Below are 15,179 nucleotides of genomic sequence, written 5' to 3'. Positions count from 1 at the left end.
AAATAGGCGTTTTAAGTATTGAGTTAAATACTCTAATACTTTTTTATAAATAAACCTCGCTGGTTTTATTTATTTGGCTGGTAACTGGGATCTTTAGCTTTTTAATATGCGATTTAGCTACTATACATAGTTAATGCTGCTTAAATGTAATGGCATTAATTAAATGTAATGGCATTAATTATGTATTAAGCACACCTACGTACAATTAAGCTAATTGATTTATATGCCAAAATAATAGATTGTAAGAGTAGTAGGGATGTAAATTTATTTAGGTTTTACAGCTTTTATCACCGCTTTAAATAACATTAGGATATTTATTATGTTTCAAGCAGTCGTGCTAGGGGGATTAGAATTTAGCCCGCTGATTGTTTATTTCCCAATTGCGTTTATTTTAACAGCGCTGACTCGTTTTGCTTTGCATCGACTAGATTGGCATGACCGTATTTGGAAAGTGGCTTGGTTTGAAGTGTCACTATTTGTTTGTTACTTGGCACTGGCCGTCTATTTACTAAGTGGAAGATAAATTGAATGATTAAATATCTGCGTATTACTTTTACTATCTTGGTTGTTATAGCTGCGGTTTTTGCTGGGCGTTGGGTATGGACTGACTACATGCATACTCCTTGGACGCGCGATGGTCGCATTCGAGCAGACATAGTTACAGTTGCTCCAGACGTATCGGGTTGGGTGACTGCTTTAAACATTAAAGATGGTCAAAACGTACAAAAAGGCGAAGTACTTTTTAATGTCGATCAAAAGCGTTACCAAGCAGCGCTTGATAAAAGTAAAGCCAATACAGAAAATACGCTATATACATGGGAGCTTGCTAAACATAAATACGAAAGACGTGTTGAGCTAAACACTCAACAGGCAATAAGTGAAGAAACGCTAGAATCAACACGTATCAATACTAAAATTGCTGAGGCAAATTATAACCTAGCTAAAACAGAGCAAACAATTGCGCAATTAAATGTTGATAGAACTAAAATTGTTGCACCTGCATCGGGGCAAATAATTAATCTGAATTTACGCCAAGGTAACTATGTAGCTCAAGGCACCCCTGTGTTTGCTATTGTGCGGTTAGATTCGTTTTACGTAACAGGTTACTTTGAAGAGAGTAAAATACCGCTTATTTATCCTGATCAAAAAGCTAAAATAGCGCTTTTAAGTGGTGGTAAGCAATTAACAGGGCATGTAGTGAGTGTAGGTAAAGCAATTGCAAATACGAATACACAAAGTAACGGACAACTTTTACCGCAAGTGCAACAAACATTTAATTGGGTGCGCTTATCACAACGTATTCCTGTTGATATTAAGTTAGATTCATTGCCCGAAGATACACTGTTAAGCGCAGGAATGACCGCCACAATACATCTCGCTACACGTTAAGGGGAAGACAGTGGGCGTTGTATTACAAAATTTGTTTTTTCCTAAAAAACAGGCAATTATTTTTGCGACTAAGGGCGTTATAGCCATGGTAATGGCGCTTACTATTGCTATGTGGCTTAATCTTGAAAGACCTTATTGGGCGTTAGTCTCGGCTATATTTTTGCAATTACGCCCGCAAAGCGGATTAGTTATTGAAAAAGCAATTTGCCAAATAATAGGCACCATAGTGGGTGGTTTATTTGGCATATTGCTTTTAACTCAGCTAATTCTTTACCCTTATTTAGCGCTCGGTGCACTTGCATTATGGTTGGGGGTAAACTCTGCGTTATCGGCAATGGTACGCCAAGCAAACTTTGTTTATGCGTTTGCTATGGCAGGTGTAACAGCCGCTATTATAGTGCTTTTAGTGATGGTTACTCCGGCAATGGTAAGCAGTCAAAGCATATTTGATATTGCACAAGCGCGCGTGAGTGAAATAGTAATAGGCTCAATATGTGCAGGGCTTGTGAGCCATTTGTTTTGGCCTGTAAAAGTTAAACACTTACTGCAAGTACAAGCGCGGTCGGTTATAAACCAAACGTTAGATTATTTAGTAACTGAGCTTGATTCTAAAGGCTCGCACGAAAATCGCCATCAGCAAATTGATGGCATTATGGCAACATTAGGATCTATAAACGAAGACTCCAGCGCAGTAAGGTACGAAGGACCAAAAGGTCCAGGGCGCTCACGTGCTGCAAATCAATTGTCGCAAAAAGTGCTTTCTTTACTGGCTTCAATTCAAATAATTGGTCGTCTGCAACGAAACCACGCTGACCTTATTACTCCCACATTAGACAAATTAATAAGTAAACTTAAACACGTATTCGCGCAAATTAAAGAATCTGACGATTTTGATTACTGCGCCGAACAAGTTAAAACGCTGCGTAAAGAGCTAACCGACTATAGAGCAAATACGGTGTGTGATTCGCCATTTGAATCTCACATGCTCAATGTGAGTTTAGAAGTGGCAGCCGACTTAACAATTTTACTACGCGCATACAGAGCTTTAGAACAACGCGATAAAACATTATTAAATGCACCCAGTATGCTTACATATCGTGACCCATTAGCTGGCATTATTGTTGGATTTAGAACTGCTTTGGTGTTTTCTATCGGCGCATTTATTTGGATTAATACTGGTTCTTCAGCTGCATTATTAATTATGATTTTACCGGTCATATTTTCGATAATGCTGGCGCGAATACCCTTGGCTATTTTACAGGTTGTAATTAAACGTTTATTGGCAGGTATAATTGTTGCCACTTTTGTAACTATTTTTTATGCGTTAAATTTACTGTCGCAAAGTGGAGGGCAATTAGAAATATTATTGCTTGTATTAGCTGGTCCGTATTTTTTGGGTTTGCTGTTACTCGCTGATCAACAAACGCTGCCATACGGCTTAGGGTTTTGTATTCCATTTACTATTTTGGTTAGACCCAGCATGGATATGAGCCTAGCATTTTCAATTGATTATACACTCAGCTCTGCAATCGCTATTTTTGCTGGCGTGAGTATTTTATTTTGGATTTTTCAGTTATTTACAGGACCAAGTGTTCAGTTACTTGTTCATCGTGTTTTTAAGGCTACCTATAAAGATTTACTCGAAATAAATACCCATCAAACTCCGAGTATTTGGTACAACCACCGCATGGCAGATAGGTTAATCCGCTTAACTAATTACGATCAGGGCTCACACTCACGCGCTATTACCGATATGGCTCTTACCGGTCTAAACTTAGGGCATGCTTCAGTGCGATTAAACTCAATTTGCGAAAACCTTGCTGGTGACACAAAGCTAAAATACTTAAATGAGTGGCAACGCACGTTGGCTGATGCATTTATGCTGGCTACCAAAGGTAAGTTTGATGAAAACTTTAAGCAAGCGTCTGATAATCTTTATAACGAATTAGCCGCATCTGTTGGTGATTCAAATCAATTAGAAGCGATAAAAGGGATGTTTATTCGCATTAATCTGACCTTTGAAAGAAGTGCCAGCAAGATAAATTAACCCCATTCGCTGCTTTCGAGTTCAGATGTTATAACGAAATCTGTTATACTTGATGGACAATTTTATGGGGCTGTTATGATTTCAAAAAACCAACTCAAACTTATTCGCCAACTTGGCCAAAAAAAGTACCGAAAGCAATATAATCAATACCTTGTACAAGGTGAAAAAAACGTACTTGAGTTATTAAACAGCCCATTAAATGCGGTTAATATTTTTGCTACAAACGAATTTATAAATGCGTACCAAAGTGAGTATCAGCACGCTAATTTTATTGAAGCGGATGAAGAAACCCTCACTAAAGCGAGCACATTAGTTAGCAATAATGCAGCCATTGCTATTGTTGATATGCCAAAGGCGGCTTTACCACAAGCAAATGGCTTAATACTCGCGCTTGATGGCGTATCAGACCCTGGTAATTTAGGCACTATAATTAGAGTAGCCGATTGGTACGGTATTAAACATATAGTAACTAGCACCGACAGCGCAGACGCTTACAACCCTAAAACAATTAGCGCCACAATGGGCTCGTTTGTAAGGGTATCGGTAAGCCAAGTAGATTTACCTGATTACTTACAGTCTTTAAATTTACCTGTTTACGGTGCTTTTTTAGATGGACAAAGTGTACATAAAACCCAATTTACGGGCTCAGGCGTTTTGCTAATGGGCAGTGAGTCGCATGGTATACGCGAGACATGTGCAAAGTTAGTGACCAATAAAATAACCATTCCCGCTTTTGGTGGTGCAGAGTCACTTAATGTTGCAATGGCGACCGGTATTATTTTAGATAACTTTAAACGACAAGCTTAATCTATTAGTAAATTATGGGTTAAATTGTTTATGACAAATAACAATAATAAATTGGTAATAACAATAAGATGCGCTTAAGCACTATTAAATTAGCGGGCTTTAAATCGTTTGTAGAGCCCACTAAAATTCCATTTCCTGATCAAATGACGTGTGTTGTAGGCCCTAATGGCTGTGGCAAATCTAACGTTATTGATGCAGTACGATGGGTGCTAGGTGAAAGCTCTGCTAAAAACCTGCGTGGCGATGCCATGACCGACGTTATTTTTAATGGCTCAACTAATCGTAAAGCCATATCACAAGCTTCTGTAGAGCTTGTTTTTGATAACGATAAAGGTAGTCCTTCAAACACATTTGCCGACAGAAACCAAATTGCCATTAAACGCTTAGTAACGCGCGACGGGCTATCGCTGTACTTTTTAAATGGCAGTAAATGCCGTAAGCGTGATATTACCGATATATTTTTAGGTACAGGTCTTGGTCCGCGTAGTTACGCAATTATTGAGCAAGGGATGATCTCGCGCTTAATAGAAAGTAAACCACAAGAATTACGCGTATTTTTAGAAGAAGCTGCTGGTGTTTCTAAATACAAAGAGCGCCGCCGCGAAACACAAACACGCATTAAAAGCACCCGCGAAAACCTTGAGCGTTTGTTAGATGTGCGTAAAGAGCTGCAAAGCCAGTTAGATAAATTGGCTGTGCAGTCGGTTGATGCAAAAAAATACCGCGAGTTAAAAGCGCAAGAGCGAACGTTAAAAGGGCAAATTGCGGTTTTAAAATGGCAAAAGTTACATCAGCAACAACTTGAAAAAAGTACTCTAATTAAAAAACTGAACGATCAAATTTCGTTTTTTAAAACTGCTAACTCAGGGCATGACGATGTACTTGCAAGCTTAGAAGGGCAAGTACAAGCTCAGCAAGATAAACTAAGCGATGCACAACATCAGCAACATGTAATACACACCGAGCTTACCCGCGCTGAGCAACAGCAAATAAATGTAAAGCAACAAACTCAAACGCTTAAACAAAATTTAATTAAATTACAGCAACGCCAAACCCATAGCACTGAAGTTAAAACGCAGCAGCAAATTGTGTGCGAGCAACTAAATGAAACCCTGCAAGAGGCAAGTGAAAACGCGTTAATGTGCGAAGAGCAAGTAAGGAAGTTAACGCATGAGCTTGAGGAATTATTAGCACTGAAGCAGCGCCACAATACACACTGGCAAACTTTGTGTGAGCAACAGCAGCAACTTAATAATAATGCGCAACTGCATAGCAGTCACATTAAACAAACTCAGCAGCAAATAAGCCACGTTAACGAGCAAATTGATCAGTTAAATGCGCAGCTTACTGACTTACAAAGTAGCGATGTAGAACAACAATTAACGCAGCAAACACAAACATTAACCCAAGAACTTGCCGCTAAACAAACAGCGCACACGCAGTGCAGTGCTAAGCTTGAAGTGCAAAATGAGCGTGTTAATAACTCACAAAAGCAATATTCGACGCTTACTCAAACAATAAATGAGTTAAAAGCCAGTATAACGGGGCTTAAAAGTACATTAGGGCTTGATGAAGAAAGTGAAAGTACTAATGGTTTGTTTAATCAGCTAAGTGTTAAAGAAGGCTTTGAGCCCTTAATAGAGCAAGCACTTAAATCGCTAGAGCACTTAAATGTAAGTGAGCAGCAAGCTGATAATAGTGTGTGGCCAATTAGTGGTAAGCACATTGCTGAAAATAGCTTAGCGGCATTAATAACAAGCGGCGTGTACCCAGATCATTTAACGCGCATTGCTTATAGCGAGAGCGGTGATCTAACGCTCTTAAAAGATGCTTATTATACAGCCGTTATGGATAAAAACGGTGCTTTATATGGTCGTAACTGGCATGTAAGTGCCGATCGAAATGCCGAAAACTCATTGCTTTTAAAACATAAGCAGTTGCAGGATAAAGCTCAGCAGTTAACCAATGCCGAGGATGAGCTAAAACAAGTAACACACACTCGTGATGAACATACAGCTGATCAAATAAAGTTAATTAACGAGCAAAGCGAGCTAAAAGAAGCCATACATGAGCTTGCGCAAAATATAGCAGTAGCCGGTACACGCAGCGATATGCTTAAACAGCAAGTAGCGCACTTTAAGCTGCAACTAGAAAAGCTACAGCAAAAAAAACAGCAATTAACCACCCAGCTTTTGCAATTAAATACCGTGCTTGATGAGCAAACAGAGCAATTTGAAGTGTTAAATGAGCAGCAACTCAACTTAACGGATGAGTTAGACGCTGCAAATAGCCTGCGCTCACAAAGTGATAAAAGTTATAGCGAAGCATTAAGCATGCTTGAGCAATATAAAACGCAAGCGCATAAGGCAACGCTCTCAGAGCAAAAGGCACGCAGTGAATGGCAGTTAAGCCAAACCAAATTGAGCCATGCAGAGCAAGAGCACGTTAGTGCATCTGAAGGTGCACAAGAATTACTCAATGAAATAGAAGAACTGCTTATACCAGAGCAAGAGCTTAGCGATAAAATAACGCAGTTTTTAGTACAGCATCAAAAAGGTGAGCAGGCCCTGGTAATGCTACAAAAAGAATTAGCTCACGCTAAAGAAAGTTTAAATAGCAAGCAAGCAAGTCTTAAAAACTCACAAGGTGAGCTGGTGGGCTTGCAAGAGCAGCATCAAAAGCTAACAATTGAAGAGCAAAGCTTACTAATAAAAGCGCAAGTTGCGCTCGAACCATTAGAAGAGCTAAAGCAAAGCTTAAAAGCAATACTTGATGAATTACCTGATTCATTGAATTTAAGTGCAGCGCAAAATCAGTTAACCGGATTTACTAATCAGTTAGATAAATTAGGTGCAGTAAACTTAGCGGCAATAGAAGAGTTTGATTTAGCTAAAGCTCGTAGTGATTATCTTGATAATCAATTAGATGATTTAACAAAAGCGTTAAGTACCCTTGAAGGTGCAATTCGTAAAATTGATAGTGAGACCAAAACACGCTTTAAAGCGACGTTCGATCAAGTTAACGAAGACTTTGCAGAGCTATTTCCTAAAGTTTTTGGTGGTGGTAGTGCGTATTTAGAATTAACCAGTGACGATTTACTCGAAAGTGGTGTTAGTATAATGGCAAGACCACCGGGTAAGAAAAATTCAACAATTCATTTGTTAAGTGGTGGAGAAAAAGCGCTGACCGCATTATCATTAGTGTTTTCTATATTCAGGCTCAATCCAGCTCCTTTCTGTATGCTGGACGAAGTAGATGCACCATTGGATGATGCCAACGTTGTGCGTTTTTGCCGTTTGGTTGAAGAAATGTCACAATCAGTGCAGTTTATTTATATTAGTCATAATAAAATTGCGATGGAAATGGCTGGTAGATTAACCGGTGTTACTATGGCAGAACCTGGCGTATCGCGTATGGTTGCTGTAGATATAGAGCAGGCTGTGCAACTTGCACATGCATAAATTTTTATAACAAGTGTATTATTTTTAATTAATATACAGGTTTTAGGCATATCAAATAATAAAAGGTGAGGGGATGGCCGAACAATTAAGATGGGTTTTAATCATTATCAGTGTAGTTGTCATTGGTGGTTTATTAATACATGGATTGTGGTCTGTGAGAAAAAAAGACCGCCCAGAAGTATCTGATAACGAGCGGGTTGAACCATTACAAGAAAGCGCATCAGCTTCATCTAAACCGTTTCGAACTGAGGCTGAGCCAAAAGAGCCAATGCAAAACGAACGTGATGAGCCACAGTTTGGCGAGCTTAACTTTGATGCAAATGAGCCGCAAATAGATACAAGCGTGCCAGAAGTGCCGATTGAAGATGACCTAGAAATAGTTGATGACCTAGAAGCAAAAGAGCAAAGCGCTGAAGAAGCACCTGCCCAAATGTCTGACTTTGTTATTGTACATATTCAAATGCCAGAAGAGCTTAGTATGCAGGGCAGTAAATTATTGCCAGCAGTTAACACTTTAGGTTTTAAATATTCTGAGGAAGGCTTTTTTAATCGCCATTTAGATCCGGCTGGTCAAGGCCCTGTTTTATTTAGATTAGTAAATATGTACAACCCAGGTACGTTTGATATTGATAATATGGAACAGTTTAGTACCGCAGGGGTAAGCTTATTTATGACGTTACCGTGCGACGGCGATGGTCTAGCTGCATTTAATATGTTGCACAGCGCAGCTAAAAAGTTAGCGGATGAATTTGGTGCGCAAATTTTAGATGCTGAGCGAAATGAAATGACAGTAGATCGCGTAAGACAATATGTTGAGCAGGTTCGTTCTTTTTCAGCGTAAATAACGCATATATTATATTTTTATAAGCCACTGGACGGTGAATCGTCAAAGTGGCTTTTTTTATGTTTATTGAGGTTTAAATGTCTAGCAGCATTAGTGAGCAAGTTAATCATCTTCGTACTACATTAGAGCAACACAACTATAATTATTATGTGCTCGACACCCCCAGTATTCCTGATTCTGAATACGATAGGTTATTACGCGAACTAAGCGCACTTGAAACCGAGCATCCTGAATTTTTAACCGCCGACTCACCTACACAAAAAGTAGGCGGTGCAGCACTTAGTAAATTTGAACAAGTAGCGCACCAAGTACCCATGCTCTCACTTGATAACGCCTTTAGTGAAGAAGAATTCACTGCGTTTAATCGCCGTATAAAAGAGCGTTTAATGAGTACTGATGAGCTTACTTTTTGTTGTGAGCCAAAACTTGATGGTTTAGCTGTATCAATTATTTATCGTGATGGTGTGCTTGTACAAGCAGCGACTCGAGGTGATGGTTTTACCGGTGAAAACATTACTCAAAATGTAAAAACAATTCGTAATGTACCGCTTAAGTTACGTGGCGATTATCCGAAAGAGCTTGAAGTGCGCGGCGAAGTATTTATGGATAGCGCAGGTTTTGACAAACTAAATACTGAAGCAGAAAAGCGTGGCGATAAAGTATTTGTTAACCCACGTAATGCAGCAGCCGGTAGCTTACGACAACTCGACTCTAAAATTACCGCTAAGCGCCCACTCATGTTTTACGCATATAGCACTGGGCTTGTTGCCGATGGCAATATTCCCCAGGATCATTATCAGCAATTAGAAAAGTTGACTGATTGGGGTTTACCTCTGTGCCCAGAAACAAAATTAGTTGAAGGTCCAAAAGCCGCGCTTGAGTACTACAGCGATATTTTAACGCGCCGTAGCTCACTTAAATACGAAATTGATGGCGTAGTAATTAAAATAAATGAAAAAGCCTTACAAGAGCGCTTAGGCTTTGTAGCTCGCGCACCTCGTTGGGCTATTGCGTATAAATTTCCGGCACAAGAGGAAATAACCCAACTACTTGATGTTGATTTTCAAGTCGGTCGTACTGGCGCCATTACACCTGTTGCACGTTTGAAGCCTGTTTTTGTGGGTGGCGTTACCGTATCAAATGCAACACTGCATAACAGTGATGAAGTTGCACGTTTAGGTGTAAAAGTGGGGGATACGGTTATTATTCGGCGTGCAGGTGATGTAATCCCACAAATAACACAAGTTGTACTTGAACGCAGACCTGATGATGCCAGAGATATTGAATTCCCGACGACTTGCCCAATCTGTGATTCTCATGTTGAAAAGGTTGAAGGCGAAGCTGTAGCCCGTTGTACGGGTGGACTTGTATGTCCTGCACAGCGTAAGCAAGCTATTAAGCACTTTGCTTCGCGCAAAGCGCTGGATATAGATGGTCTTGGCGATAAGATTGTTGATCAGTTAGTCGATAGAGAACTTATAAAAACGCCTGCTGATTTGTTTATTTTAAAACAGGGGCATTTTGAGTCACTTGAACGTATGGGACCTAAGTCAGCTAAAAACTTAGTAACAGCACTTGAAGAGGCTAAAGGCACTACGCTTGCTAAGTTTTTATATTCATTAGGTATTCGAGAAGCCGGGGAGGCGACAGCACAAAATTTAGCTAATCACTTTCTAACCCTTGAAAATGTAATAAATGCCAGCATTGATAGTTTAACGCAAGTAAGTGATGTAGGCGAAATAGTAGCTGCTCATGTTCGTGGCTTTTTTGATGAAGAACATAATTTAGCAGTTGTTAATGCGCTGATAGATCAAGGTGTAAACTGGCCAGCGTTGAGCGCACCTTCTGAGGAAGAACAGCCGCTCGCTGGGCTTACATATGTACTTACAGGTACACTTAATACACTTAATCGCAATGATGCAAAAGCACGATTACAACAACTTGGTGCCAAGGTGTCTGGTAGCGTATCGGCTAAAACAGATGCGTTAGTGGCGGGTGAAAAAGCAGGTTCAAAACTAACAAAGGCACAAGACCTAGGCATAGACATACTAACTGAAGATGAATTAATTGAGTTGCTTATAAAGCATAACGGTTAGGAAAATGACAATGAGCCGATATGGGCCAGAATACTGGGATAAGTACGGAAGTTACCGTACGCCTATTGCATTTCATTTAAGTGTGCTTGTGCTATTACGCAGTTATTTTATTTGGGTTATTGCGGCTTTAAGCCGCAGGCCTGAACTAGATTTAATGTCATTATTTTTTAAAAATAAAAATGATTTTTTTATCGCAATAACGATTGGAAGTATTGCAATAATACCGACTATTTTATTTTGTTTACGCAGACCACGAGATTCACACAGTGCAAGCAACAGGTTAGCAAGAATATGGCGACATATGCGCTGGCCTCTTATTTTATGTGCAGTTGTTGATTTAACATGGTTAAGTGTTCAAGCAGCGCATAGCCATTATCGATTTTCATCATTTTTAGCAGTACAAATGATGATTGTTTTATGGGTATTATGGTATTTGGTGAAAAGCCGCTATTTAACTGTTTTCTTTAATGATTGGCCTGAGCCGACAGAAAAGGCATCAGAAGAAAAAAAGCGACTTAAAAGGGATTAGTTGTGGACGCCGTAAATAGAAAAATAGCGATAGCTATATCGATAATAGGCTTTGTGCTTATTATTTTAATGATTAGCACTGAGCTTTTAGAGTTTATGTGGTTTAAAGCGTTATTTGGGTTATGGGTATTTGTTTTTTGCTCAAGCGTTTATCGGTTAACGCCTTTATTTAAATCAAGAAACAGGTTAGAGGATTTTATTCAGCGAGACGCCCAACACTTATTACTTTTTAGTTTGATGGGATTTTTTGATAAAAAGCACGGTCCAGATTGGTTAGTTATTGAGAGTATTGAACGTATAACGACAAAGGATGATGGGCTAATAATTTACAGTAATAACGAGCGCCAAATGAGTGTTAGTTTACCTGTAAAAAAAGCAGAGCTAGATAGTTTTATTAAACGAATACTTACCGACTCAGAAAAACAAAATATTACCTTTAGCTAAGAAAATTACCTTTAAGATTGAACGAGTTTTAGTCTTAAACGGTCAACACTCCTTAGCTGATCTTTAGTGTATTAAATAACGTAATAATTAGCCGTACTTTTTATGACTTTATAAAGTATAGCTAATCAACTATTCAATGAGGCTATTATGTTGAAGTGGAATGATGTTATTAACTTTGCCACCAATGGCAATCCTACCCCAAGTAAAAAAGTAGTCAAAACTGACGAGCAGTGGCGGATGCAACTATCAGAAGATGAATATTACGTAACACGTAAAAAGGGAACAGAGCGCCCAGGTAGTTCGGGTAGTTGTACATTACTCGAACCTGGCAAGTATGTGTGTATTTGCTGTGATAATCTATTGTTTGATGCTGATGAGAAGTTTGATAGTGGTACTGGTTGGCCGTCATTTACGCAACCTGCGACAATTGAAGCGATTGGCTATGTAAGCGATACAAGTCATGGTATGGAGCGCATAGAGGTGGTTTGTAACGTGTGCGATTCGCACTTAGGCCATATTTTTCCAGATGGTCCATTACCAACGGGTTTACGTTATTGCGTTAATGCCGCATCAATGAAAAAGCTCTAATGTTTTATTTACTAGCGCTTTGAATATCTAAATTCATTTCTTTTGCTATGTGCAAAATCTTATCTAAACGCTGCGTCTGATCTGCTTGTAATTTAGTTTTATCAAGAAGGGCGTAGCACCTTCTAGCAAGATCCATATTAAATGAGCTGCCAGATTGCTTAGTTGAATCAAATAGGCACTGTAATAAATTAAGTGCGATACTTTGATTACGAGGCATGACTCTAAACGCCTGTGTAAAAGCTTCCAACGCAGTATTTAATTGGCCTTTATTAAATTGACTAACGGCATGGTTATTAAGCTCTTTTGGACCCATTTTAATATCGCGTCGCTCACTTTGTTGCTGCTGAATATAACGCAAGTAAGTTGTATCGCTAACTGCGGGATGTCTTTCACAGTGGCTAATTATTTGTGTGAATAAGGTTTGCGCCTTTTGATGAAACCCCAGTTCATGAAATGCTTTTGCTTTATCAAGTGCGCCATCAACCGATCGGATATGAGTATCGTCATCATCAAGTTGTTCAATTAGCTTTTTCGCTTTTTGATGCTCGTCTTTTAAGTAATGGAGTCGTGCATTAAGTACATCAATTTGAGCTTGATTTGTATTATTAGGAAACTGTTTTTTTAAATCATTAATGTACTGATTGGTTTGCCTAGAAATTCGTTGAATTTGATCGGTTTGATCAGTCGTTAGCGCAAAGTCGATACCTGCACGTGCTGCATTCAAATATACATCGGGGTGGTCGTGTATTGAGTGTTTTGCAAAGGTGGCTATATCTTTTTGAGTTAAATAGCTTTTTTCGTAGTCGTGATTAATTAGCGACACATTACTTAGCGATTTTTGGCGTGTGATATTTCGCGGTGCAATTTCTGCAGCTTGGCTTAAAAAGCTTTGTGCTAGCTCAAATTGATTTAGCTTTATTTCTAATCTGCCCAACAAATCAAGGGCTACTAAACGAGTTTCTTGGCGCTCTAACATTGTTTTGAGCATTCGCTGCGCCAAAATATGTTCGTTATTCGCTATAAGTGCTTCTACTAAGCCTACTTTTGCCCAAGCAAATTTTTGAATGTCGAGAACAGACTTAAAAAAGTCTTTCGCATCTTGAGCGCGCTTTAAGCGAAGTAAGGCATCACCTTTTAAGCGAAGTAGGATAGGGCTGTAATTATTATTTTTTTTATCCAGAGCGGTATCAATAAACTTAATAGCTTTTGAATCGTTACCATCATCAATTAATGAATACACTGTTTGTAAGTCGTGTTTACGCTTTAGGATTCGTTCAATGCGTATTTTAAGCTCTTGTACTGTAAAAGGTTTAACTAAAAAGTCATCAGGTTGCAGCTCAAGAACACTATGAACGAGTGAGCCACTTGTTTCTGCTGAGATAAAAATAAAGCCAGTCGAGCTTTTTATGAGTTGCTTTACACGTAACTCTTCATAAAGCTGGTAGCCATCTTGGTGTTTATTTAAGTTGAATGAGCAAACGATTAGATCAAATTCTTCACTTAAACACTGCTCTTTTGCAGAATTTGCATGATCAGCAAAGCGCAACTGCCGAAAGCCAAGCCTTTCTAACGATTGTTTCATATAGCTTTGAGCAAGTGGTTGCTCTTCTACTATAAGTATTTTGGCTTTTGAATAGATCTTAGTTGGCATTGGCTTAAGCGTAATTGTATTTAACACAGACTATAATCAACAGTTTAACTCCTTACAAGGGAATTTAAATGATAGCTGTATTTATTAGGTACTTAACTTTGCCTAATACGTTTATCTAACTACGAAGGTACTGAGCCGAATAACATAATTAAAAACTAAATAAGTAAAATTGATAACGCTATATTTGATGAGTGCTTTGATATGGAAATTTAGATTTTAATAAAAATATGAAATGTATTTAAGGTAAAAAGAGGAGTTAAACGTATTTAATATGGGAAAAGAGTTATTACTAGAGAAGTTGTCATTTAAAGAGTTGTCTGATGGTATTTATATGTGGTGGGTGATTACTTGGCTTGATACTAGTGACCCTCGCCATTATTTGTAAAGGGTGGCGATGCTCTTTTTCTTACGGCTAAGTTAATTACATACGATTTATATATTGAGTTTTTATAAAGTTCTTAAATGTATTTAATATGCGAAGAAAGAGTTATTACTAGAGAGGTTGTCTGATGGTATTTATATGTGGTGGGTGATACTGGACTTGAACCAGTGACCCTCGCCTTGTAAGGGCGATGCTCTCCCAACTGAGCTAATCACCCACATATAATAGGTATGCCTGTTATTTAATTCTTTATTATCAAATTAACCGCTTGATGTAATTTGGTGGGTGATACTGGACTTGAACCAGTGACCCTCGCCTTGTAAGGGCGATGCTCTCCCAACTGAGCTAATCACCCAAATTACATTTTAATATGCACCATTCTAGGAATGGTGGGTCGTACTGGACTTGAACCAGTGACCCTCGCCTTGTAAGGGCGATGCTCTCCCAACTGAGCTAACGACCCATATTAAATTTTAAAACGCGACTATTGATATAATAATAGGTTTATATGTGGTGGGTGATACTGGACTTGAACCAGTGACCCTCGCCTTGTAAGGGCGATGCTCTCCCAACTGAGCTAATCACCCACATATAAATTAAAACGCTACTATTGAAATAAATAGTACTGGACTTTAACCAGTGAACCTCGCCGTTACTTGTAAATAGCGGTAATGTTCTCTTTTTTCTAACTGAGCTAACGACCCATTTAGATTTTCTTGTAATATGCACCATTCTAAGAATGGTGGGTCGTACTGGACTTGAACCAGTGACCCTCGCCTTGTAAGGGCGATGCTCTCCCAACTGAGCTAACGACCCATATTACAATTTTAAAACACGACTATTATATAATAATAGGTTTTATATGTGGTGGGTGATACTGGACTTGAACCAGTGACCCTCGCCTTGTAAGGGCGATGCTCTCCCAACTGAGCTAATCACCCA

The 15,179-nt window shown here is 39.0% G+C and carries 11 protein-coding genes and 6 tRNA genes; 10 read left to right on the top strand and 7 right to left on the bottom strand.

All coding sequences use genetic code 11. The features are described from left to right. Positions 1–319 precede the first annotated feature (319 nt). The 10 genes from I6E85_RS12795 to msrB all read left to right on the top strand — a co-directional run bounded on the left by I6E85_RS12795 (position 320) and on the right by msrB (position 12,204). Positions 320–523, top strand: a complete 204-nt coding sequence (locus I6E85_RS12795; protein ID WP_008171772.1) for a DUF1656 domain-containing protein — start codon at positions 320–322, stop codon at positions 521–523. Between the two features lie 5 nt (positions 524–528). Continuing rightward, positions 529–1,389, top strand: a complete 861-nt coding sequence (locus tag I6E85_RS12790; protein ID WP_024591600.1) for an HlyD family secretion protein — start codon at positions 529–531, stop codon at positions 1,387–1,389. A gap of 10 nt (positions 1,390–1,399) precedes the next feature. Beyond that, entirely contained in the window at positions 1,400–3,436 is a 2,037-nt protein-coding gene (locus tag I6E85_RS12785; protein ID WP_024591599.1) for an FUSC family protein, read from the top strand. A 75-nt stretch (positions 3,437–3,511) separates the two neighbouring features. Beyond that, entirely contained in the window at positions 3,512–4,243 is a 732-nt protein-coding gene (locus I6E85_RS12780; protein WP_024591598.1) for an RNA methyltransferase, read from the top strand. 68 nt (positions 4,244–4,311) lie between these two features. Next, positions 4,312–7,704: a chromosome segregation SMC family protein gene (locus tag I6E85_RS12775; RefSeq protein ID WP_197236991.1), complete on the top strand. Its 3,393-nt coding sequence runs from the start codon at positions 4,312–4,314 to the stop codon at positions 7,702–7,704. Positions 7,705–7,777: 73 nt separating this feature from the next. Next, positions 7,778–8,545, top strand: coding sequence for a cell division protein ZipA (zipA, locus tag I6E85_RS12770; protein WP_007584012.1), 768 nt, complete (start codon positions 7,778–7,780; stop codon positions 8,543–8,545). Between the two features lie 80 nt (positions 8,546–8,625). Continuing rightward, complete coding sequence (gene ligA, locus I6E85_RS12765) at positions 8,626–10,644, top strand: NAD-dependent DNA ligase LigA (RefSeq protein WP_024591595.1); 2,019 nt, start codon at positions 8,626–8,628, stop codon at positions 10,642–10,644. A 10-nt stretch (positions 10,645–10,654) separates the two neighbouring features. Beyond that, positions 10,655–11,173: a DUF2919 domain-containing protein gene (locus tag I6E85_RS12760; protein ID WP_007584017.1), complete on the top strand. Its 519-nt coding sequence runs from the start codon at positions 10,655–10,657 to the stop codon at positions 11,171–11,173. A gap of 2 nt (positions 11,174–11,175) precedes the next feature. After that, a complete protein-coding gene (locus I6E85_RS12755; RefSeq protein WP_024591594.1) occupies positions 11,176–11,616 on the top strand; it encodes a hypothetical protein in 441 nt (146 codons plus the stop codon). Positions 11,617–11,763: 147 nt separating this feature from the next. Continuing rightward, positions 11,764–12,204 carry a peptide-methionine (R)-S-oxide reductase MsrB gene (gene msrB / locus I6E85_RS12750; RefSeq protein ID WP_007584021.1) on the top strand — a complete coding sequence of 147 codons (441 nt, stop codon included), beginning with the start codon at positions 11,764–11,766 and terminating at the stop codon, positions 12,202–12,204. A gap of 4 nt (positions 12,205–12,208) precedes the next feature. Here msrB and I6E85_RS12745 read toward each other — a convergent pair whose 3' ends face one another. The 7 genes from I6E85_RS12745 to I6E85_RS12715 form a co-directional block, all read right to left on the bottom strand. Continuing rightward, positions 12,209–13,855, bottom strand: a complete 1,647-nt coding sequence (locus I6E85_RS12745) for a tetratricopeptide repeat-containing response regulator (RefSeq protein ID WP_024591593.1) — start codon at positions 13,853–13,855, stop codon at positions 12,209–12,211. A 523-nt stretch (positions 13,856–14,378) separates the two neighbouring features. Continuing rightward, a tRNA-Val gene (locus I6E85_RS12740) sits at positions 14,379–14,454 on the bottom strand. A 62-nt stretch (positions 14,455–14,516) separates the two neighbouring features. Continuing rightward, positions 14,517–14,592: transfer RNA gene (locus tag I6E85_RS12735), tRNA-Val, on the bottom strand. 32 nt (positions 14,593–14,624) lie between these two features. After that, positions 14,625–14,700, bottom strand: a tRNA-Val gene (locus I6E85_RS12730). A 48-nt stretch (positions 14,701–14,748) separates the two neighbouring features. Beyond that, a tRNA-Val gene (locus I6E85_RS12725) sits at positions 14,749–14,824 on the bottom strand. 153 nt (positions 14,825–14,977) lie between these two features. Further along, a tRNA-Val gene (locus tag I6E85_RS12720) sits at positions 14,978–15,053 on the bottom strand. Between the two features lie 49 nt (positions 15,054–15,102). Then, positions 15,103–15,178, bottom strand: a tRNA-Val gene (locus tag I6E85_RS12715). Position 15,179 lies beyond the last annotated feature (1 nt).

This window comes from Pseudoalteromonas sp. NZS71 (assembly GCF_015864715.1).
In the GTDB taxonomy this organism is placed as follows: domain Bacteria; phylum Pseudomonadota; class Gammaproteobacteria; order Enterobacterales; family Alteromonadaceae; genus Pseudoalteromonas; species Pseudoalteromonas arctica.
The sequence above is the reverse complement of the archived record's forward strand: the minus strand, read 5'-3'. Positions and strand labels throughout refer to the sequence as shown.